Origin of the sequence: Peribacillus sp. TH14, from assembly GCF_016651145.1 — a bacterium.
In the GTDB taxonomy this organism is placed as follows: domain Bacteria; phylum Bacillota; class Bacilli; order Bacillales; family DSM-1321; genus Peribacillus; species Peribacillus butanolivorans.
On record NZ_JAEKEK010000001.1, the window covers coordinates 4,683,256 to 4,705,587 of the forward strand.

Annotated in this window: 16 protein-coding genes and 1 pseudogene; 12 read left to right on the top strand and 5 right to left on the bottom strand. The window is 36.4% G+C overall.

Annotation, left to right across the window (positions count from 1 at the left end; translation table 11 throughout):
* Positions 1 to 366 precede the first annotated feature (366 nt).
* Together JFU50_RS22785 and JFU50_RS22790 are read right to left on the bottom strand one after the other, a co-directional pair.
* The gene (locus JFU50_RS22785; RefSeq protein ID WP_201185083.1) at positions 367 to 1,698 is read right to left on the bottom strand and encodes an oligosaccharide flippase family protein; all 1,332 of its coding nucleotides are present in this window, start codon (positions 1,696 to 1,698) and stop codon (positions 367 to 369) included.
* 494 nt (positions 1,699 to 2,192) lie between these two features.
* Positions 2,193 to 2,657: a GNAT family N-acetyltransferase gene (locus tag JFU50_RS22790; protein WP_201224258.1), complete on the bottom strand. Its 465-nt coding sequence runs from the start codon at positions 2,655 to 2,657 to the stop codon at positions 2,193 to 2,195.
* A 453-nt stretch (positions 2,658 to 3,110) separates the two neighbouring features.
* Between JFU50_RS22790 and JFU50_RS22795 the strand changes: the two genes are divergently transcribed.
* Positions 3,111 to 3,377, top strand: a complete 267-nt coding sequence (locus JFU50_RS22795; RefSeq protein ID WP_201185081.1) for a hypothetical protein — start codon at positions 3,111 to 3,113, stop codon at positions 3,375 to 3,377.
* 397 nt (positions 3,378 to 3,774) lie between these two features.
* Here JFU50_RS22795 and JFU50_RS22800 read toward each other — a convergent pair whose 3' ends face one another.
* Positions 3,775 to 5,139 carry a C40 family peptidase gene (locus tag JFU50_RS22800; RefSeq protein WP_201185079.1) on the bottom strand — a complete coding sequence of 455 codons (1,365 nt, stop codon included), beginning with the start codon at positions 5,137 to 5,139 and terminating at the stop codon, positions 3,775 to 3,777.
* Positions 5,140 to 5,480: 341 nt separating this feature from the next.
* Between JFU50_RS22800 and JFU50_RS31575 the strand changes: the two genes are divergently transcribed.
* A complete protein-coding gene (locus JFU50_RS31575) occupies positions 5,481 to 5,615 on the top strand; it encodes a hypothetical protein (RefSeq protein ID WP_274606979.1) in 135 nt (44 codons plus the stop codon).
* A gap of 470 nt (positions 5,616 to 6,085) precedes the next feature.
* Here JFU50_RS31575 and JFU50_RS22805 read toward each other — a convergent pair whose 3' ends face one another.
* Together JFU50_RS22805 and rocF are read right to left on the bottom strand one after the other, a co-directional pair.
* Positions 6,086 to 7,522 carry an amino acid permease gene (locus JFU50_RS22805; protein ID WP_201185077.1) on the bottom strand — a complete coding sequence of 479 codons (1,437 nt, stop codon included), beginning with the start codon at positions 7,520 to 7,522 and terminating at the stop codon, positions 6,086 to 6,088.
* A 396-nt stretch (positions 7,523 to 7,918) separates the two neighbouring features.
* Positions 7,919 to 8,872, bottom strand: coding sequence for an arginase (gene rocF / locus JFU50_RS22810; protein ID WP_201185076.1), 954 nt, complete (start codon positions 8,870 to 8,872; stop codon positions 7,919 to 7,921).
* A gap of 558 nt (positions 8,873 to 9,430) precedes the next feature.
* Between rocF and JFU50_RS22815 the strand changes: the two genes are divergently transcribed.
* From JFU50_RS22815 to JFU50_RS22860, 10 genes and pseudogenes are all read left to right on the top strand, one after another.
* Positions 9,431 to 11,506 carry a helix-turn-helix domain-containing protein gene (locus JFU50_RS22815; protein ID WP_201224260.1) on the top strand — a complete coding sequence of 692 codons (2,076 nt, stop codon included), beginning with the start codon at positions 9,431 to 9,433 and terminating at the stop codon, positions 11,504 to 11,506.
* Between the two features lie 322 nt (positions 11,507 to 11,828).
* Positions 11,829 to 13,068, top strand: a pseudogene (locus JFU50_RS22820) (transposase).
* A gap of 539 nt (positions 13,069 to 13,607) precedes the next feature.
* Positions 13,608 to 15,791, top strand: coding sequence for an acetate--CoA ligase family protein (locus tag JFU50_RS22825; RefSeq protein ID WP_242489080.1), 2,184 nt, complete (start codon positions 13,608 to 13,610; stop codon positions 15,789 to 15,791).
* Positions 15,792 to 15,798: 7 nt separating this feature from the next.
* The gene (locus tag JFU50_RS22830) at positions 15,799 to 16,257 is read left to right on the top strand and encodes a MaoC family dehydratase N-terminal domain-containing protein (RefSeq protein WP_201224264.1); all 459 of its coding nucleotides are present in this window, start codon (positions 15,799 to 15,801) and stop codon (positions 16,255 to 16,257) included.
* A 95-nt stretch (positions 16,258 to 16,352) separates the two neighbouring features.
* The gene (locus JFU50_RS22835; protein ID WP_201185069.1) at positions 16,353 to 16,769 is read left to right on the top strand and encodes a MaoC/PaaZ C-terminal domain-containing protein; all 417 of its coding nucleotides are present in this window, start codon (positions 16,353 to 16,355) and stop codon (positions 16,767 to 16,769) included.
* 35 nt (positions 16,770 to 16,804) lie between these two features.
* On the top strand, positions 16,805 to 17,968 hold the full coding sequence (locus JFU50_RS22840; protein WP_201224266.1) for a thiolase C-terminal domain-containing protein: 1,164 nt from the start codon (positions 16,805 to 16,807) through the stop codon (positions 17,966 to 17,968).
* Between the two features lie 11 nt (positions 17,969 to 17,979).
* A complete protein-coding gene (locus tag JFU50_RS22845) occupies positions 17,980 to 18,396 on the top strand; it encodes a Zn-ribbon domain-containing OB-fold protein (RefSeq protein ID WP_056523585.1) in 417 nt (138 codons plus the stop codon).
* Positions 18,397 to 18,435: 39 nt separating this feature from the next.
* Positions 18,436 to 19,632, top strand: a complete 1,197-nt coding sequence (locus JFU50_RS22850; protein ID WP_201185060.1) for an acyl-CoA dehydrogenase family protein — start codon at positions 18,436 to 18,438, stop codon at positions 19,630 to 19,632.
* Positions 19,633 to 19,654: 22 nt separating this feature from the next.
* Complete coding sequence (locus tag JFU50_RS22855) at positions 19,655 to 20,821, top strand: acyl-CoA dehydrogenase family protein (protein WP_201224267.1); 1,167 nt, start codon at positions 19,655 to 19,657, stop codon at positions 20,819 to 20,821.
* Positions 20,822 to 20,856: 35 nt separating this feature from the next.
* The gene (locus JFU50_RS22860) at positions 20,857 to 22,332 is read left to right on the top strand and encodes an aldehyde dehydrogenase family protein (protein WP_201224268.1); all 1,476 of its coding nucleotides are present in this window, start codon (positions 20,857 to 20,859) and stop codon (positions 22,330 to 22,332) included.

Genomic DNA, 22,332 nt, shown 5'->3' on the forward strand with positions numbered 1-22,332 from the left:
GAATCAATCCAATAAATTACCTTAAGTTGCAGTCTACATTAATTAACCTCATAAGAATTGAAAAGACACAGCCTGATTGAGGAGTGTCTTTTTCTTCACATTTTATTTGAATATTTTAAAAAGGTTTTGAGTTTTGTCACCGTTATTATTGCTGACATTTTGAATCATTCGAGTGTTTAACGTCTAACTACATATGTTATGTTGATCGTTCGGTTTTTTTACCTTTCTTGCCCGTACGTTTATCCGGTCTTAGCCTTAGCTTTATTTATGATATCACTTCATTAATATTGTATGATATTTTAAAGAATATTCTTGACTAAAATCAAATTAGGTTGAAAACTCACTAACTATCTAGATAAGTACAGGTTACTTCATTATTATAGATCTCGATTTTGTTAACCAGATGCTTATCCCTATTTTTTTACATATAGTTAAGTAATGCATAAGGGTTAATAATACAGCACCTGTATTCATGCCTAAGATGATGCCTCCCATGTTAAGAGAGGCTTGGGAGCCGAGAATATACATCATCACAAAGGCGACGATATGTGACCACACAGTATGGAAAAAAGCCTCTTTAACTAAGCCTAAGCCAATAAGATAGGCTTGCATCGGAATAACAAAAAAGTGAAAAAGAAAATAAGGACATAATAATTTTAAATAATAAGCAGCTGAAGTGGAGGAAAAAAAGAGTGAGGTCAAAGGTTCCGCAAAGAGATAAATAAAGACCACTGCAGGAACCCCATACAAGATTGTAAAAGACATCGATTTTTGTAATAAAACTCTCAATTTTTCCTCATCCTGTCTCTTGTAAGCATTCGATACATTAGGGATAAGCATTATCATTAGTGAATGAGCAATAAAAGCAGGGAAGAAGCCGATAGTCATCGCAACTCCTGTGAGCATCCCAAAATGTTCAGTAGCCATTACCGCGCCGAATCCTGCTGAGAGAAGGGCAGCATGAATCAGAAAAGGTTGAATCGCATTTGTTATTGCGTGAAAGATTCTTAGTCCCATAGTAGGTAGTGAAACCTCCAGCAACTTTTGACGTGCATATCTACCAGAGGTACGCGAGTTTGTACCACGCTTCATAATACGCATTTGAAGAATCAATAGGCTAATCAGGTATAAGAAGACGAGGAACTCACTGCCTATTAAAACAAAGAAGGCCATCAGCAGGGACTTTTCCTGGTTAAAATTAAATAAGGTAAAGATGAAGAACAGCAAGCCAAATTGAATAATATCTTTTAAAAAGTTGGAAAATGCAATCTTTCCCATCTGCTGAACGCCCATAAAATATCCTCTTGCAATCGACGAAAAGGCGACTATAGGGATTAAGGTAATAAGCAGCCATTTTATATATGGGTGGTATCTGTCCATTATGGATGAAAAGGTAAGAATAAAAGGCATGACGACACACATAACCAGCACTACAACCATAGCCATTTTAAGTGCATGTATCACAAGATTATAATGCAATGTGTGTTTATTTTCTGCCACGAATTTTGAAATGGAAATATGTAATTCAAGACTGGCAATCACATATATCAAAAAGAAAATCGGCAATATAGACATATAGAGCCCCATGCCTTCTTCTTGTAATTCCCTGGCTAGGATCATGTTCACTAAAAATTCGATACATTCACCAAAAAACGCTGCGACAATCAAAATGAGCGTTCCTTTATAGAAAGATTTCATGTTGGCACACTCCTAACAAAGGTGTTTGTATAAGATATGAGACATGCCATGGAATATTCATAAGGAAGGACATAAAGCGGAGGTACTTATTGACTTATCATGGTTTTACTAAAAAAATATAGATTAAGAATATAAGTTTTTTTAAGAACTACCTTAATGGAAAGTGAGCATAGTTTAACCTTCACATTAATCTTTTCATACTAATATTTTTCCCCTTAAATCGTTCAGAAAAAAGTACGGAAATAAAAATAACAAAACCCTGTTGGATTTTGCTAAGAATTTTCATTTTTATCGTTGATAATCCTCTTTGTTTTATTTGGGGCACATTGATTTAATCCATAGATTTTTCTTTTCAGCTAATGGCACATTATCGTATGGTGAGCGTATAGATAGATGTTACTTTAGAATAAAGTTTGATCATTTTCAGGGTTTAAGTACGACGAATACTCTCCGTTATATAGGAAGTTACCTTTATGCACTATGCAATAGTTTATTTAAATTGATTTTGTCATCGTGATATTCGTAATTTCATAGCCCGACTTTTCATATAATCCACGTGCAATTTTGTTATGGCCAAAAACGTGAAGTGAAATCTTCTTCATTCCTAATTCTTTAGCGATAATTTCAATTTCTTTCATTGCATTCTTACCATATCCCAGCCCTTGATATTGCTCAAAGATAATAAAATCATAAATAAAGCCTTCGTCATTATTTTTAGGTGATTTTTGTGCAATCCAAATCGTTCCGACTATGTGTTGGTCGTGAAAGATAGAGAATATATAATTAAACTCGGATTTTTCACCTTTTGGTAAAAGTTGAGTAAATTCTTTCCTAGAAAGATCCATTGCTTCATCTTCACTCCAATTTCCAGAAGCAACTTTGTCTTTTGCATAGTCATCAATTGCATGAATAATATATTGCTTAAAATCCTCTTGTTTAATAGGTTTTAATGTAACCATTTAATTCCCTCCTAATATATTGATAATTCTTCTATTAAACATAATATATTTTAAAAAAACTATCGCATACCTGTTAGCTTAATAATGTTAATTCCTCTTTTTTTATAAATGATGAGACTTTATCCAAAAGCCACAATAGACGCTTAGAGAACATAGTTTTTTTAAAAATTAATTCTAATTCAAGTCATCGCATATTTTGCGGAAAAACCAAAGCTTTATCTATATTTGCTGATTATTTCATTCTCATGATGTCCACTCTTAAAGTGACCTTTGTTTTATTATTAAAAGTTTTGGCTAAACCAGATGAACTTAGTTAAAAAAATTTAGTGATTTTTCAATTTTCCACTAGATTAGAAATGCCGGATAAATAGTAAAGGCCTTCTACTAGAGGATATATTCACTTTGTAATTCAGCCTATATTTTGCTATTCTGTATTCAGAGGAGATGATCAAAATGAAATTTACATCTATTAGTAAGTCAGACATTGATGAATTATGCATTGCGTTTGAAAGTTGTTTAACACAACATGATATTACATTCAAATATGTAGATATGACAGAAGATAACGGAATAATCTCGTTTATTTTTTGCAATGATCCGGAAAAGGCTAGATCAGTCGATTTAGAAGGCAAACAGTTTATTGGATTAGAAACAGATTACATAGCCAAGGAAATTTTGGAGCCAATCCTACCTCGGTTAAAAGAATATGCAAAAAAATAAAATCATCGTTTAAGATGATTTTATTTTTTTGATTAATTACATATTTGTTATCCTAAATTAAAAGCTGCTGTTATTTTTGAGGGTGAAATGGTAAAGGGATTCCGTTTTAATGCAAAGTCTACAATTGCTGGAAGCAAACGAATTTTCAACTTTTAGTAAACGAGTTAAACCTTTAGCTACTGATTTGAAGTTTTTTTATCTGAAACTAAGAGTTTGTTTCTTTTGGACAATACAATACTATTAGCCTTGTTGCTTTACTGACTCGATAAGGCTAGCTGTTTCCGAACATCCATTGACTCTTACAAATTAAATTGGAATCTTACACTAAGTCCCCATTTAAAATCAAAATGGGGACTTAGTGTAGCTAACAATTATTATTTGATACATATGAATTTAGTTAAAGAACACGAACTGCTTTTACAAAGCGAGGTTCCCAGTAAGAACTGTTAATGTTTGCATAAGATACACCTTTAGATGTTGAAGCATTAAGCATTTGACCGTTACCGGCATAAATTCCTACGTGATTAATTACTCCATCATTATTGGTATCAAAAAATACTAAATCTCCTTTTTGCAGGGTGTTCGAAGATACAAGTTTCCCAACCTGGGATTGAGCCGATGAAGTTCGTGGTAAGGAAATACCTACAGCTTGGAATGCTTTCAATGTGAATGAAGAGCAATCAAATATATCTGTACGTGATGTGCTTGCACCATAAACATACCTAGCCCCTAAATATTTCGCACCAGCAGCTAATATTTTATCAGCTTGTGCTGAATTAGTTGATATGGACTCTTTTTTAGCTACAGATGATGTAGCTTTTCCAGAAAGTTTAATAGACTGACCAATATGAAGAGTATTTGCATTTGAAATGCTTGGATTTAAAGAAAGTAAAGAATTTACAGTTGTATTATGTGCTTTAGCAATTTTGTCTAGGGTGTCACCTGATTTGACTGTATAGGTTTTACTTGAACTACTTTTGCTAGCCGTTGAACTAGATGTAGAGGCTTGTCCAGATACACGGATAGATTGGCCAATACGAATACGATCTGAATTAGAAATATTAGGATTTAATTTAATTAATGCACTAAGAGATAGATTATATCTTTTAGCAATTGTAGATAAAGAATCCCCAAGTTTAACCACATATTTTTCTGTTGTATTAGTAGTGTTATTCGTATATTTGTTGAATTCATTAATCTTTAAAACTTGACCTGGAAAAATAAGATTACTAGTCAAATTGTTTTTAGATTTTAATTTTTGGACAGTCGTATTATGTGTTTTAGCAATTTTGTCTAGGGTGTCACCTGATTTGACTTTATAGGTATCACTTGAACTACCTTTGCTAGCCGTTGAACTAGATGTAGGGGCTTGTCCAGATACACGGATAGATTGGCCAATATGAATACGATCTGAATTAGAAATCTCAGGGTTTAATTTAATCAATGTACTAAGAGAAAGATTATATCTTTTAGCAATTGTAGATAAAGAATCCCCAAGTTTAACTACATATTTTTCCTTTGTATCTGTACTTTTATTATAGTTGAATTCATTAATCTTTAAAACTTGACCTGGCAAAATAAGATTACTAGTCAAATTGTTTTCAGATTTTAATTTTTGGACAGTTGTATTATGCGCTTTAGAAATTTCGTCTAGGGTGTCACCCGATTTAACTTGATAAGAACTTGCATAAGCAGAAGTGCTGGCAAATAGGGTACCTATAATAGTTCCCGCGAGAATAAAAGAGTTTTTCGAATTCTTCATATAGGAAAGTTCCTCCTGATGTGGTAAAAAAATATTTAACCTTTATATTATAGGGCTATGAAATATATAAAAACCATGACAAATAGAATAAAAAAGTGTTTCTAAGATTACAAAATAATTTCTAATGTTACAGTTTCGTTGCTAGATGTCGTGTTTTAGGACAATTGGTGTGTATCAATGATAGTTATCTATAGGTTTCTTCTATTGATAATATAGTAATTTTCGGTAGAGATAGATCCTGTTGAAGGGTTTTAGAAAGAAAGTTGATAATAATACCTTTTAAAAAGAGGTATAAAGCATAGAGAATATAAAATCTGAGGGGAACTAGTAAGGTGGTTTGGATGCTCAAAAAAGAGGGAGATGGAACAATGAAGAAATTACTTACTGGTTTGGTAGTATTCACAATGGTCCTGGGGATAACTTTTTCAACCACCTCTGCATCTGATGGGATTTCACTATTCGCAAAGCTGGGATAGAAACTCTATTTTGCGGAAGGACACTCATGGGGTGAAAGTCTCTTGTTATTCGAGGAAGGAAAAGATCTGCAGATTTAATCTTGCATGGACAGTCATGTTATACGCCGTAGTTATGTATTTCGTTTATGGATAAAAAGAATTTGGCGAAGAGAATTTATAGTCGCTCAGTAATGACTGCAGCAAAGGACAATCTTTCAGACACCTGGGTTACCATAGTAAAGGTAGTATGAATCATCGGTTCTCATTTTAACCACAAATTTCCTGCTTTTAAAGCAGGTAAGGAAAAAAGAAGTTGTTTAATAGTTGTTTAGTGTAAAAATACTCTGGAAATGAGATATCTCCAGAGTATTTTTTCTTTATGTAAATACTCTCGCGTTGATTTTATGTAATGCCCAGTATGAAAAGCAATCTTATTTAACAAAGATTGCTTTTCATTACTTTACTTTCTTCTCTAGATAATCTGGACAAGATTAAATGACCATTTTTTTACCAGAATTTAATTCCACTTCCTGTTGAGGTGTATTTACTTGCTTGTTTTTCTTCACCTTAAAGTGATAAACAGCATAACAACCAAGGAAGAACGATCCGCCGCAATAAAGGGCCATCCGCTGTTCAGGAACAAATGCTAGACTAATCATGACGATGCAGTTTGCTATTAAGGCAAGAATGGGAATGAATGGATATAGTGGTACTTTGAATTTTAAATTTTCTACCTTTCCACCCTTACGGATATATGATCTTCTAAAAGCAAGAAGAGAGGCCGCAATGGCAATCCAGCCAATTTGTGCTCCTAATCCTGCAAGGGAGAGAAGAAAAACAAACACTGTTTTTGCAGCTACTACACTTGAAAGTAAAGACAACCCGGCTATTGCAAGAGTGATAAGTAATGCATTTAGTGGAATTCCTCTCTTATTTACCATACCGAGCTTTGGACTTGCCATTCCTTCTCTAGAAAGCGAGTACAGCATTCGTGTCGCCGCATAAAGGCCGGAGTTTGCAACTGACAACAAAGCCGTGAGAATGATAAAGTTCATAATGTCCGCCGCATAAGGCACTCCTATGCTATCTAGTACAACAACGAATGGACTTTCAGCGATTCCTGCTTTTTCCCTTGGAATCAATGCTGAGAGTACAGAGACTGAAAGCACAAAGAAGAAAAGAGTTCGCCAAACTGTTTGTTTGATAGATTTAGGTATGACCTTTTCTGGGTTTTCACTTTCTCCTGCTGCAATTCCGATTAACTCTGTGCCCTGGAATGAAAAGTTCACTGTAATCATTGTAATAAGTAGGGCCGATATCCCATTTGGAAAGAGGCCTTCACTGAAAAAGTTGGAGAAAAACGGTGCCTCCTGTCCGCCTTTCATATCAATAATACCAAACATAGCAGCACCGCCAACTACGATAAACAGTATAATGGCCAATACTTTAATGCTTGAAAACACAAACTCCGATTCGCCAAATGCCTTTGCTGATAAAGCGTTTAGTAAAAAGATGAGAAAAGCAAAGATTGCACACCACATCCAAACGGGTGATTCAGGAAACCATCTTTGCATAAGTTGTCCCGCTGCCAAAAACTCTAAGGCAACTGTAACTGCCCACCCTAACCAGTATAGCCATCCAATGGCAAAGCCGGTTCCAGGACCAATGAATTTTGTCGCATATGTCTGAAACGAACCGGAAACAGGCATGGCAACCGATAGTTCACCGAGACAAAGCATCGTTAAATACATGATAAAACCGCCAACTATGTAAGAGAGAATAGCACCGATGGCCCCTGCTTCATGAATGGTGTAGCCTGAACCAATGAAAAAGCCTGTACCAATACATCCCCCTATTGAAATCATAAATAAATGTCTTGCTTTCATGCTCCGTTTTAATTCATTTGGTTGATTTTCTACTGTTTTCATTGAAAAACTCCTTTACCTGATGGGTGCAAACGGTTTCATTTATGTTAGGACGTTTTTAGGGAATTAATGTTTCTCCATTAACAAGTTTTATGCTTTGATTTCAATCTTAGGTGATATTATCCCTTGAATAAGAGATTGCTTCTGCATGTAGAGAAACAGGAGTTAACATAGGTACCAATGCAAAAATAATTTCGATGACGTCTCTTAAGAAAGAAAAAGAAGCCAAACGTCTGGAAACTATAGATATAAATTGATTCATGTGGGCCATCCGTCAATGGGGAAGAAGCCCGCAGATGACAATATGGGCTTTTTTCAATGGACCATCTTTTTAAAAATTTGAGATTAATAAAATCGCTCTATATTTCTATCAATAACAGTTACTCAAAAAAAGTTCGACTATTTAACATCAGCCAGTAAATTAGGAGTGATAAGGTGATCGTCCGCTCCATAAAGTAATTTTTCTCCAAACAAAGAGCCCATTAATGCGACAGCAACTTCAGCTGTTTTATTATGCTCGTCCAAAATTGGATTTATCTCTACAAACTCTGCGGATGTAATGATATTGGCTTCAGCTAGCATTTCCATGGCAAGATGGCTCTCACGGTAACTAATACCTCCCATGACAGGCGTTCCTACTCCCGGTGCATCGTCTGGATCAAGACCATCAAGGTCAAGGGATAAATGAACAAGATCTGTACGTTCTTTAAGATAGGCAATCGATTCATCCATTACTCTTGTCATTCCCAATCTATCAATCTCATGCATTGTATATACTTTAATACCCTTTTCTCTAATTAACTCTTTCTCACCTTGGTCCAAGGAACGGGCACCAATAATAACAATATTCTCTGGTTTTATTTTTGGAGTATATCCACCAATGTTAGTCAGTGCAGGATGGCCAAGTCCCAAACTTACCGCTAGAGACATACCATGTATATTTCCTGAAGGAGAAGTTTCGGCTGTGTTTAAATCGCCATGCGCATCATACCAAATTACCCCTAAGTTCTCAGATTGCTGTGCTAAACCTGATAATGTTCCGATAGCTATACTATGATCTCCACCTAAAACTAAAGGAAATCGATTTAATTGAGTGACTTCAGCAACTTTTTGACTTAATTTTTCATTGCCTTCTGCTACATCCTGTAAATTCTTTAAATTAGTATCTGCATCACTTTGTGCTCTCTCTCGTATCTCTACTTTAATATCACCTTCATCATGGACAGTATAGCCAATGTTTTCAAGTCTTTCACTCAAACCTGCATATCTGATAGCACTTGGACCCATATCTACTCCTCTTCTAGTTTGACCAAGATCCATTGGAACACCAATAATTGAAATTTCTTTCTTCATGTATAATTCTCCCCCTTCAATTTTTCTTCCCTAGTATAAGGGTAAAAGGATAGATGACTCAACTCGACATTTTTTTGAATATTTATACGATTGAGAATAGAGAGAAAGGCATGGTAAAAAAAGCCTATTGACAATCCGTGAATCATGCAAAACCTTTTCTAACGAGGTTATATGTTATGTTTAAATACAGTGTTTTAAATTAGTACATAATCACGATGCTTACAGAGCTGCAAACCTCATTAATGAGAGGGGGCAGTTCTTTCAAATTAGACTTCCTAGTGAAGAGATGATTGATTTCTGGAGTAATAAATACCTTGAGCAAATCAATATACAAGCAGGAATTAGAGCAGTTACTAATATAAACCAAGGAAGGATTTTATATCTTCATATTGAATATATTAGGTAGACAGTTTTTTTCAGCATAAGAAAAATTTCTAATAGTATATTATTCTGATTTTTATTTCACATAGTTAAAATAATCATATTTCACTACATATATATCATCTAAAACATTGAGTGTTTTTGTATATCGATTTAGGTATTGTCTAGGAGGTATTTATGCAGAAAAGTAATAATAAACACAGTGAAACAATGGATCGTAGCGAAGCGAATGGTATTGAGTATCTATCGAATCGTTGGTCAAGTAAAATTAATAATTTTTTGGTACTCTGCATTTATGAACAAAACAATCAATATCATGATTTCAATAAGGTATTCAAATCACATAGGCTGGAGGGTTCGACAGGTTTTCTAACGTTTAAAGATGGATTAAATAATAAAAGCTTTGTTATTTGGGAGAATGCATATAAAGAAAATGAAGAACTGTTTGCCAAGTTGAGGCTAACGGCGAGAAACGAAACGATATCACAAATAGCTCAAAATGTTGTGTTTTACCTTTTATGTGAATATGAAAGAATTTCTTCTAAAAGTCATGCTATTTTAAAAGAAAAACAGTTAATAGAAGATTCAATATATCAAATGGAGAAAATTTTGAAAAAGGATACATTTTTGGTTGAAAAACCTGTTTGGGATGAATTCAATAGCTGGTTTAGACTTCAAATAAAAGAATGTATCCTTGAAGAAATAGCCATATCAATTGGCTTTAATGAAATGGAAAGACTTGATGTTCAAGAATTGAATAAATTATTTTATCATTTTCTCACTAAAAATTTTGCTGAAAACAAAGAATTTGTTTCGAAAATAACATATATAGTAAATGGGTATACCCAAGAGTGGGTTGATAAAATTATTTTTGAATTTAATTTAGAAACCAGTACGATTGAAAAAATAGAAAATCTTCTTTGTTTTAAAAAAGATTCTTTTCAAACATCAGATTTATTATTATCCACAATAAGAGATTTTTCTTTCAACTTAACTATTCAAGACCATCTGCTTGTGATGAATAGCGCCCCGTACCAATCAGTTAGAGACGCAATCTATAAAAAAAATTTCGGAAATGATGGGGATATCCCTTGGCCTGCAACACCTATTCAAAAAGGTAATACAGAAGGTTTTATACAAATTATCCCTATAGAGAACAATCAAACATCAATTATTGAGCATGCAATTGTTAAAGAAGCATGGAACCGAGTACAATTATTGTCTGATGTGGATGTGGATGTTTTTGATGCACTTTGCAGCCTTTTTTTATCCAAGGCAAGACATAATGAAGAAATAGTAGAAATCTATTTGAATGACCTACTATCAATTAGAGGGTTAAAGCCTAAACTTGGAGGAGACGGGCGTCGAGGTGGATATGAAGCAAGACAACGCGAACAAATTTTGAAATCGCTTACAAATATTCAAAGCATATGGATTAACATTAACAAAGCTGTCATCTATGAAAAAGGTAAACCTGTTCAGACAACACTCCAGGGGCGGACGTTCATTTTTAAAGATTATATGGGAGAAGAATATGGTATTTCAGAAGAAACATGTAGAAAAAAGATAACGTTTACAATTGATAAAGTGTTTGCTAAGTATCTAAATGGTTCTGCAAGGCAAGTTGCTCTTCTTTCAATTAAGGCATTGCAATATAATCCTTATAGACAAATTTGGGAGAAAAGACTTACAAGGTATTTAAGCTGGCGTTGGAGGACTCAAGCTAGAAAAGGAGACTTTTTACAGCCAAATAAAACAAGTACACTATTGGAATCAATCGGCGAAAAAATGAATAATCGCACACCTTCTCGTACTAGAGAGCGTTTTGAAAAAGCTATGGATACATTATTAGAAGATGGTGTCATCGCGTCATGGCATTATGAAAAATGGGATGAATCTATTGCGGATTATAAAGGATGGGCTAGTATTTGGTTGAATTCTATGATTTTAATTGAGCCACCGGAGATTATTAAGGACCAATATCGTTCAATTGAAAAAAAACAAAAAGTTCGAAGTGACATTCGGCATTCACAACAGGATTCTAATAGTCAAAAGAGAAGTGAAAATATTGGTGAACAAATAAGAATCACTAGAAAAATTCTTAATCTTTCTTTATATCAATTAGCAGAAGAACTAGAAATATCTGCTCCTTACGTGAGTAACATTGAGAGAGGAATCAAAAGGCCATCACATAAAATTCGAACGAAAATGATAAAATGGCTGGAAAAACAGGAACATAAAAATAAATCATAGCATTATACTAAACCTCTTCATCTATATGGAAGAGGTTTCAGACTGTAGACAAACTCGATGAAAATCGAGTTTGTCTACAGTTTTTTGAGGGGTTGTAAAAATTCGAACGTTGATTGGAACGTAGGGCACTCGCTTTCCGCGGGCGGTCAGGGAGCCTCCTCGGCGCCTTTGCGCCTGTGGGGTCTCCCTTGGACACGCTTTTCCCGCAGGAGTCTCGCACCTTCCGTTCCAATCAACTTTGTTCTAACAATTAGATATAACCACTTTTGTCTACAGTCTTTTTTGTTTTAATATAGGAGTATTAAAACTTGAGGTGATGACGATGCTTTCGAAACATAATTCTATTCAGCGAGATCAACTTGAAATGATTACTTCGGATCAACTGGAGCCCGTGAACCATTTAGTTCGTAAAATTGAGGGGGCCATTGACTTCACTTTCATTTATGACTTGGTGAAAGATATGTATTCAGAGATAGGGCGCCCAAGTATTGATCCAGTTATAGTTAAATTTGACATTCATTCAATATACCTTCGGTATTCGTTCGATGCGTAAAACGATTGAAGAAATTGAAACGAATATGGCTTACCGTTGTTTTTTAGGTTACGGTTTCCATGATAAAGTACCTCACTTCTCAACGCCCGGGAAAAATTATGAGCGTCGCTTTAAAGATACAGACCTGTTTGAACAGATTTTTTATCGTATCTTAATGACAGCTTCAGAAAGAAAAGTTAATAAGTGCAGAGCACGGACGCCTTCAAGAAGAAATAAATCAAGATCGTGAAAACAATGGAAAGAAGCCTTTTCCACCGGATAAATTTGATAAAGAAGAAACCAAAGAAATTAAAGAAAGTACAACTGATCCTGAGAGTGGCTACTATGTAAAAGATGAACAAACAAAACAGTTTGCCTATTCATTTCATGCGGCTGCAGACCGCAACGGTTTTGTGCTGGGGACGATTGTAACACCGGGAAATACGCATGATAGTCATATCTTAGAGCTCTTGTTGAACAAGTGCTTGAGAAAGTTGGAAAACCTGAAGCTGTTGCCGCAGATGCAGCTTACAAAACACCAGCCATTACAAGCTACCTTTTTGGGAAAGAAATCACACCAGCTTTACCCTATACACGTCCACGAACAAAAGAAGGGTTCTTTCGCAAGCATGACTATGTTTACGATGAACATTTTGATTGTTATCTCTGCCCATCGGGCGAGATTTTAAAGTACTCAACAACAAATAAAGAGGGCTATCGCGAGTACAAACCACCCAAACACACTTGTGCGACATGCTCATTTTTATCACAGTGTACAGAAAGCAAAGACCATCAAAAAGTGGTGACACGCCATATCTGGCAAAATTATATGGAAGAAACAGATCATCTGCGTCATCACAAGGATGTAAAACCTATATATGCGAAACGTAAAGAAACAATAGAGCGTGTATTCGCAGATGCAAAAGAAAAGCATGGTATGCGTTGGACTACTTTAAGGGGACTTAAAAAATTGTCGATGCAGGCGATGCTTACTTTCGCTGCCATGAATTTAAAGAAGATGGCCAATTAGACATGGCAAGGTCCAAGAATGGCTTAATAAAGTGGGCTCGTAGAGGCCCAATCTCTTAATCTTGAGCAAAATTCAAAGGGAAATTCAAAAGGGGTCCGGAATTAAAGCATTCCGAACCCCTTTTGTCTACAAACTGAAACCTCTTCATCTATATGGAAGAGGTTTTTTCGTTATTAAATGTGAATGTTTCTTCAAGATTCATGAATTCTTGATAAGGAAAAATCCTGAATGTATTTTTCATATTTTGTTATACTTTTTAATTTTAAGAAATTTCCCATATATGGTTTTCTGAAAAATAGTTCGGCGCTTATCTTGTTCCAATGTCGGGGTTATCGGTGCGTAAAGTCGGGGTAATCGAGAACATTTATTTTTAATAGGATTTTCGAAAACCTTACTGCATATAGTTTTTTGCGACATTTTTTAATTATTAACACCCTAATGTTTAAATGAATTTAACAAATGTGATTTTTATAGATTTTTATTGCCTTCCAGGTAAGATTACAACAAAGATATTTTCTGTATATGTGGGGGGAAGATTTTTGACAAAAGATAATAAGTTAAATAATTCTTATGAAACTCTTGAGCCATTATTTAATCCTAAATCTGTCGCAATCCTAGGTGCTTCTGAGAGTAAATACAAAATCGGATATTTACAAGTTAAAGCTCTTTTAGATGGCCAGTTTAGTGGAGAGATATATCCAATCAATCGTAAAGCAAAAGAAATCGAGGGTTTAAAATGTTACCCATCTTTATCAGATATCCCAAACGATATTGATTTAGCTATTTTTTGCCTAGGTGCTGAACAGGTACAGCAAGCTTTAGAGGACTGTGCGCAAAAGAAAGTAAAAGCAGCGATCATTTTTGCTGCAGGTTTTTCTGAAACCGGGGAAGAAGGTGTCAAACAACAGGAGACACTTACTGAACTTGCTAGAAAGAATGGCATACGGATAGTGGGACCTAACTGCGTTGGTTTAGTGAATTTGTCTAATGGTTTAATAGGTACTTTTTCACCTGCTATTCTATCTGTACCTTTAAATGATCAAAGAGGTGTGGGGTATGTTTCACAAAGTGGAGCGTTTGGTGTATTAACTTATATGGCAGCAGCGCAGAATGGGCTAAGCTTTAATTACTTCGTGAGTGTAGGAAATGAAATGGAAACTGAATTCTCAGATATTATTGAATATATGATTCATGATCCAAAAACAAGTGTAATAAGTGGCTACTTAGAAGGAGCTAAAAACCCAGATAAATTAAGAAGCTTAGCTAAAGAAGCGTTGGATAGAAATAAACCAATTGTTGTCATGAAAACAGGACGAAGTATAGCCGGTAGCAGAGCTGCTGCATCTCATACAGGATCACTTGCCGGATCAGATAAGGTATATGATGCCTTTTTTAAACAATCAGGCATGGTTAGAGCCGACGATTATGAAGATATCATTTCTTTTTCTAAGCTTTTCCTTTCCAATAAACTTCCAAATGGAAGGAATACGGTAATAATCACTAGTTCTGGTGGCAGGGGTATAAATGAAGCAGATCGTTGTGAGGCCTATGGTCTTAATATCATACCGCTAAGTTCGAAGACAACAACAGAGATTAAGCGCTTTTTACCTAACTTTGCAAGCGCTTCCAACCCTGTTGATTTAACAGCTGCTGCATCAGTTTCAAATCCAGAATTATTTATAGCTCCATTACGAGCACTTATTGAGGATCCAGATGTCGATAACATCATTTTCACAGAATTTCCGTTCAGTTGGACCGCTGAAAATCCATTATTGCAAGAGTTTATAGATATTTGTAGCCGTTCAAATAAATTTGTATTTATTACAACATTCCCGTTAGATGGTATGTCCCTTCCTCCGGGAACTCCAGAGCTTGTAAAAAATGGTATTCCAGTTATACCAGGTAATCTAAATCCGATTAGAGGATTAGCTAAATTAGTGGAGTACAGTGAATACTATCGGAAAAATCAGGAAGCAAACGTTTTCAATTCCTCAAAGAAAATAGAGAAACAAAGATTACAAAACTTGTTGGAACCCGGTACTACATTAAGTGAATCTCAAGCAAGTGATATTTTAGAACGCTATCAGATTCCGACAACAAAGCGGGTAATAGCTGAAAATGCAGAAAAAGCTTCCCAACATGCAAACAAAATCGGTTACCCGGTTGTGCTAAAGGTTGATTCTCCAGATATTCCTCATAAAACGGAGGCAGATGCCATTCGATTGAATCTAAAAAATGATCAAGAAGTAAAGAAAGCATTTAATGAGATAAAACGTAATGCACTAAATTATAAACCAGATGCAAAAATCAATGGAATTTCTGTTCAGGAAATGTTACCTGATGGAGTTGAAGTTATTGTTGGTGCGAGTAACGATCCTGTATTTGGACCAGTTATTATGTTTGGTTTAGGCGGAATATTTGTTGAGATTTACAAAGATATTTCGTTTAGAATAGCCCCTCTAACGAGAAAAGATGCGCTTGAAATGATTGAAGATATTAAAGGAAATGCAATTCTAAAAGGGGCGCGCGGAAAATCTTCAATTGATATTGAAGCCATCATTGATGTGTTATTAAAGGTTTCTGCTCTGGTTACTGATTATAAAGACTCCATCGAAGAGTTGGATATTAATCCTTTAATAGTTTACGAAAATGGGATCAAAGCGGCAGATGCCATGATTGTAGTAGGAAACAAAGTCGATGAAAAAGCAACCATTAGGGGGTAGAAAGCAAATGGATTTGGAAAATTTAAACGGTTTAACGGGCTCAGAATTTATATTTGAAGTCGAAAAAAGGCATATACGTCAATTCGCAGAAGCGATAGGCGACCTTAATCCTTTATACGTGGATGAAGAGTATGCTGCAAAAACGTCATATGGCGGCATTATTGCACCACCAACCTTCCCTATAGCAATTGGACAAGATAGTGGAGAAAGCCTTGACTTGGGTCTCGATCAAAAAAGAATGCTGCATGGGGAACAGGAGTTTATTTATAATCGTCCAATTCGACCCGGGGATATCTTATATTGCCAGATGAAAGTATCTGATGTGTACGAACGTGAAGGCAGAAAAGGACCTATGCAGTTCTTGGTACTTGATACAGAAATGAAAGATGAATCTGGAGTGTTGGTTGTTATTAGCAGAACGAATATTATTTACCGTCCTTTAAGGGGCAGTAATTCGCCTGTTTGAAAACATCATCAATTATAAGTGAGAAGCAAATTAATAAGAGAGGAATAATCATCCAAGACAGAAGGATAATTTGCCACTGAAAGGAGGAATTGAAAATGTTGATTTATGAAGGTTTATATGAAGGTCAAAAGCTTATGTCCCTCATCAAGCCGGCAGTAACAAAGGTGCAACTAGTCAAATATGCAGGTGCTTCAGGAGATTTTAACCCGCTACATACAGATGATGCCTTCGCAAAGGAAATCGGAATGCAAGGTGTGATTGCTCACGGAATGCTGGTAATGGGATTTTTAGGTGAATATGTAATGAAACTAGCTGGTGATACAGCGGTGCCGTCTAACTTTAGAATGAGATTTGGCGCTGTAACTATACCAGGAGACCAAATTACTTGTTCTGCGTTTGTAAATAATGTGTATGAAGAAAAAGGTCAGCGGTTTGTCAGACTTGACCTTATTGCTGAAAAGGAACCAGAGCAGGTAGTAGGTTCAGGCCAAGTAGTTTTACAGTTTCAGTAAGTAGTTTTTAAGCAATCAAAGGGGAGGTATTTTTTATGGGAAGCATGAAAGATCGCTATGCCATAGTTGGTGTAGGAGAAAGCGAGCGTTCCAAGAATTCGGGCACAACTCCGTTACATTTGGCATTGGATGCAGCACGAGCTGCATTGAATGATGCTGGCCTTCAAGCGAAAGATATTGATGGTTTTATGAGTTATTCAGAAAATGATTCTTGTACATCACATCAGTTAGCAACATATTTAGGGGTCCGTCCGAAATATGTAAAAGATATTATGGGTGGAGGAAGCAGTACGGAAATGTTGATTGCTGATGCCGTTGGACTTATTGAAACAGGCCAATTAAATACAGTGTTGATTTATCGTTCTATGAATGGTCGTTCTGGTGTGCGCATGGGCGGAGGCGGATGGGATGTAAATATGCTTCAATCAGCCATTGAAGGTGGAAGCTTTATCATTCCTTACGGAGCTGGTAGTCCAGCTCAATGGTTCGGACTTTTTGCAACTCGTCATATGCATGAAACTGGGCTTACCCAGGAGCATCTTGGACATGTTTGCTTAAGTTTTTATGAACATGCTCAACGGAATCCTAAAGCTTACTTTTACGGTAAACCTTTAACGATGGAGGAATATCAGAAAACACCATATTTAAGTTATCCGTTTAAAAAACATGACTTCTGTCTGGAATCTGATGAAGCAAATGCGATTATTGTTACATCAGCAGACCGAGCTAAAGATTGCAAATCCAAACCAGTATACATCATGGGTTTATCAGCTAGACAGTGTGTGTCACATGCACATTATTGGAATGATTTATCTGAAGTGGCAGCAGACTATGTTGCCCCTGAAGTATATAAAATGGCTGATGTAAAACCTGAAGATATTAATGTTGCTTCTATTTATGACTGTTATAGCTGGGTTGTCCTTCGTCAGTTAGAGGCATATGGATTTGCTCCACGAGGTGAAGTAGGGAATTTTGTAGCCGAAGGAAACTTGCGTATGGGTGGGGAATTACCTTCAAATACAGCAGGAGGAATGCTGTCAGAAGGCTATACACATGGGATGAATAACGTATTGGAAATTGTTAGGCAAGTTCGGCACGAATATAAAGGATCAGATCGTCAAGTAGAAAATTGCGAAATAGGCATATGTACTGGCTGGGCTGGTCCTGATATGGCTGGAGCTATGATTCTTAGAAATTAGGAGGGGACAAAATGGAATTCCAAAAACCAATTCCGCTGAAAACACAAGATAATAGTCCGTATTGGGATGGAGCAGACCGTCATGAACTGATTCTACAAAAATGTAAAAGTTGTAATGAATATTCACATCCTCCAGGTCCGAGTTGTGCAAAATGCGGCAGTACTGAACTAAGCTGGGAAAGCCAAGGCAGTGATATAAATGGAAAAGTCTATTCGTATATTGTTTCTTATCGTCCTTTTCTTCCAGGGTTTCAAGATGATTTACCGCTCATTATTGCGATTGTTGAATTAAATAAGTTACCACAGGTCAAATTAATCGGAAATATTCTTCAATGTTCACCTGATGATATTGAAATAGGAATGCCTGTTAAGATGGTTTGGAAAGAAATTACGGAAGACCGCTCACTTCCGCAATGGACTCAAGTGTAGAAAAATAATTTTGTTTAGCTAAAAGGAGGAAAGAAAACTATGGATTTTTCATTTACAACAAAAGAAGAAGAATTCCGACATGAATTGAGAACCTGGCTTGAAGAAAATTTACCTGAAGGTTGGTTAGATGGAACTAGCAAAATATCTAAAAATGAAGGTGAGTATGCTATTTTCTTGAGAAACTGGCAAAGAAAATTATATGAAGGTGGTTGGGCAGCGATTGCTTGGCCGGAAAAATATGGAGGTCGAGAAGCAACGTTGATGGAGGAAATTGTTTATCAACAGGAAATGGTTCGTGTTAAGGCGCCTGCACTTGTGAATTATGTAGGCATTCATATGGTAGCACCGACTCTAATGCAAATTGGGACAGAAGAACAAAAATCAAAGTATATCCAAAAGATTCTCACAGGTGAAGAGGTATGGTGTCAAGGATATTCCGAACCAAACGCAGGATCCGATTTATCAGCTATTCAAACAAGCGCAGTGAAAGATGGAGATCGTTGGATAATAAATGGTCAAAAGGTATGGACCAGTTTTGGTCATTTAGCGGATCGATGCTTTTTACTAGCTCGAACTAATCGTTTCGATAAGAAGCATAAAGGAATAACGGTGTTTCTTTTAGATATGAATCAACCAGGAGTAGAAACTAGACCTATCATTCAAATGGATGGTCAGCATGATTTTAATGAAGTGTATTTAAATGATGCGATTGCGTATGATGCTGAAATTGTTGGTGAAGTGGATGAAGGTTGGAAGGTTACAATCGCCCTGCTTATGCACGAGAGAACAGGAATCGGCGGACAGGTTTTTACACTAGAGCAGCAGTTTAATGAGCTTGTGTCTTTGACTAAAGAGTTAAAAGAGGATGATCAGCCATTAATGGCTAACCCGCTTGTTCGTAAAGAAATGCTAGATTTATATACTCGTACCCGTGGTTCGCTATTAAATTATTATCGGAATTTAACGAAAACATTAAAAAACGGTCACCCGGGAGCGGAAGGCTCAATGGATAAATTGATGGTAAGTGAACTCACCAAAGAGCTTCTTTCTCAATCGATATCTCTACAGGGTCATCAAGGCGTTTTATGGAAAGAAGATGCAATCACTGCCAATTCATACTGGCAAGATAATTATCTTTATTCCTTCGGCCAGACAATTGGCGGAGGAACGAGCGAAATACAAAAAAACACAATTGGAGAAAGAATTCTAGGTTTGCCGAAAGATATGGGACGTTAAGACTAAAAAGGGGTGATTAAAGATGGATTTTTCTTTAAATCAAGAGCAAGAGATGTTTCGAGGATATGTCCGAAAGTATTTAGATGATGCCGGGCAAACAAAAACTGCCCGTGAATTTATAAAAGGTGAAACAGAATCATTACAATCAATATTAACTGGTATGGCCGAATTAGGTTGTACAAGTATTAATATTTCGGAAAATTACGGAGGAATGGGTTTAGGTCCTCTAGATTTAATACCTGTTCTTGAAGAAACTGGTCGTTCTTTATTGCCAGGCTTATATTTAGAAACGAATGCACTTGCAGTTCCATTACTAGAGAAATTCGGTACGGAAGAACAAAAAGAAAGATATTTGTCTGAAATTTCGAATGGGACAAAATCATTTTCTCTAGCTTGGTTGGAACCAGGTGGAAGTTATAACCCATCTGGTATTAATCTAGCAGTAAAAGAAGAAAATAACCATTTGGTATTAAATGGTGTGAAATCATTAGTTCCCGATGCGGAGTTAGCTGATCATTATATCGTACTAGGTCGCACCAGTACAGGTAATGGTAAAGAAGGGATTTCATTAATTATTATTGATCGAACAGCAACAAACATGACTATCCAAAGCCAAAAAAACATTGATGAAACGCGAAGATTAGCAGAACTAACATTCACTAATGTTGAAATTCCAATGAATCAAATACTTGGACCTCTCCATCATGGCTGGAAAACTCTTCAAGAAGGGTTACTCTCTTTCAATGCGGCTCTTTCCGCAGTAATTGTCGGTAGTATGGAGAAAGTGGTAGAGATGGCTGCAGAGTATGCAAAAATTCGGGAACAGTTTGGTCAGCCTATCGGAAGATTTCAAGCCATTAAACATAGAATAGTAGATATGAAAATGGATCTTGAGACAGCTCGGTCCTTAGCTTATTATGCAAACTGGGCTTTGGAAAGTAATGCAGAAGATCGTGTTCAGGCTATTTCTTGCGCTCGATTATTTGCAACTGACGCATTTACCCGTATTTCTTCCGATAATATTCAGATTCATGGCGGCATTGGATTTACAGAAGAAATTGATTGCCATCTTTTTGTCAAGCGTGCTAGGTTCTATGAAAATTATTTAGGCAGTACAGAGCATTATTATAATCAAGCGGCTACAGCATTAGGTTGGTCTAACAAAGATGAAGCTATTATTTCTGTTTAAAAGGCTTACTTATTTTGAAAGGGCGGAGATTTTCATTGAAAACTGCAAATGAAATAAGAGAGTTTCATAATATCATTAATGGAAACCTGATTACTTCTTCTTCGGGAACCCGAATAGAGAGTATTGATCCTTCAACAGGAAAGGTCTGGGCTACATTTCCTTGTAGCACAAGCCAAGATGCTGAATCGGCAGTAGAAGCAGCTCGAGCAGCTTTTGAGGAGTGGTCGTCTCGACCGGCTATGGAGCGTGCTGCTTTTTTAAGACAAATAGGTGACTTAATCATTCAACATGGTGAAGAGTTAGCTGAACTAGAAACAAGAGATAATGGATGGGTAATTAAAGAAACGAGCTATGGTCTAATCCCTAGTTTAGCAAGTCTTTGGTATGATGCAGCAGGAGCAACGGCTGTTGGAAGTAAGGGGGAAACTGTTCAATTGGGTCCAACAAGCGTTGGATATACATTGAGGGAACCATTAGGGGTCGTAGTAGGCGTTCTTCCATGGAACTCCCCGCTTTTTACTTTTTCTATTAAAGCAGCTTATGCGCTTGCTGCTGGAAATACGGTGATTATCAAACCATCAGAAATGGCATCTATTGCTTCATTGCGATATGGTGAACTAATTAATAAGATCCTTCCACCTGGAATTCTAAATGTTGTATCAGGAAATGGAGTGGAAGTAGGAGATACATTAGTCAGTCATCCTAGAGTAAATAAGATTAGTCTAACTGGATCTGGAGGAACGGCTAGGGCGATTGCGCAATCAATAGCTCGGAAACCAAAGCCGATGATTTTAGAACTGGGTGGGAAGTCACCAAACATAGTCTTTGCAGATGCTGATCTGGATAAAGCTGCACAAGGAGTTACAATTTATGGAATCTTTAGTGGTAACGCAGGTCAACTCTGTGTAGGTGGATCACGGATTCTTATTCAAAGGCCGATTTTTGATGAGATGATTATCAAAATGAAAGAAGTAATAGCTCAGCAAATTCAACTAGGAGATCCAATGAATCCAAAAATCTCAATGGGACCAATTGCTAACTCCTCACAATATGACAAGGTATGCTCGTATATAGAATTAGGAAAAAAAGAGGGGGGAGAAGTTATCATAGGCGGTCGTCATGGGGGTGCCGCTCTATTACCTGACGATCCCCAATTAGCGGATGGTTATTGGGTTGAGCCTACGTTAATTAAGGTCAATAGTAATTCTCTTCGAATCTGCCAAGAGGAAATCTTTGGTCCTGTAGCAACCGTGATACCATTCGATACGGAAGAGGAAGCAATAGCCATTGCAAATGATAGTGCATTTGGTTTAGGAGCTGGCGTTTGGACATCGAATTTGGATCGAGCTCACCGGATGATTCGTCAATTAGAATCAGGAAATGTCTGGGTGAACTTGTTCCGTAGAGTTGGACCAGAGCTTCCATTTGGAGGACAAAAAGACAGTGGATTTGGAACGGATTCCATCCTTGAATATACCCGTGAGAAGACCTGTTATATTGAAATCGGATGA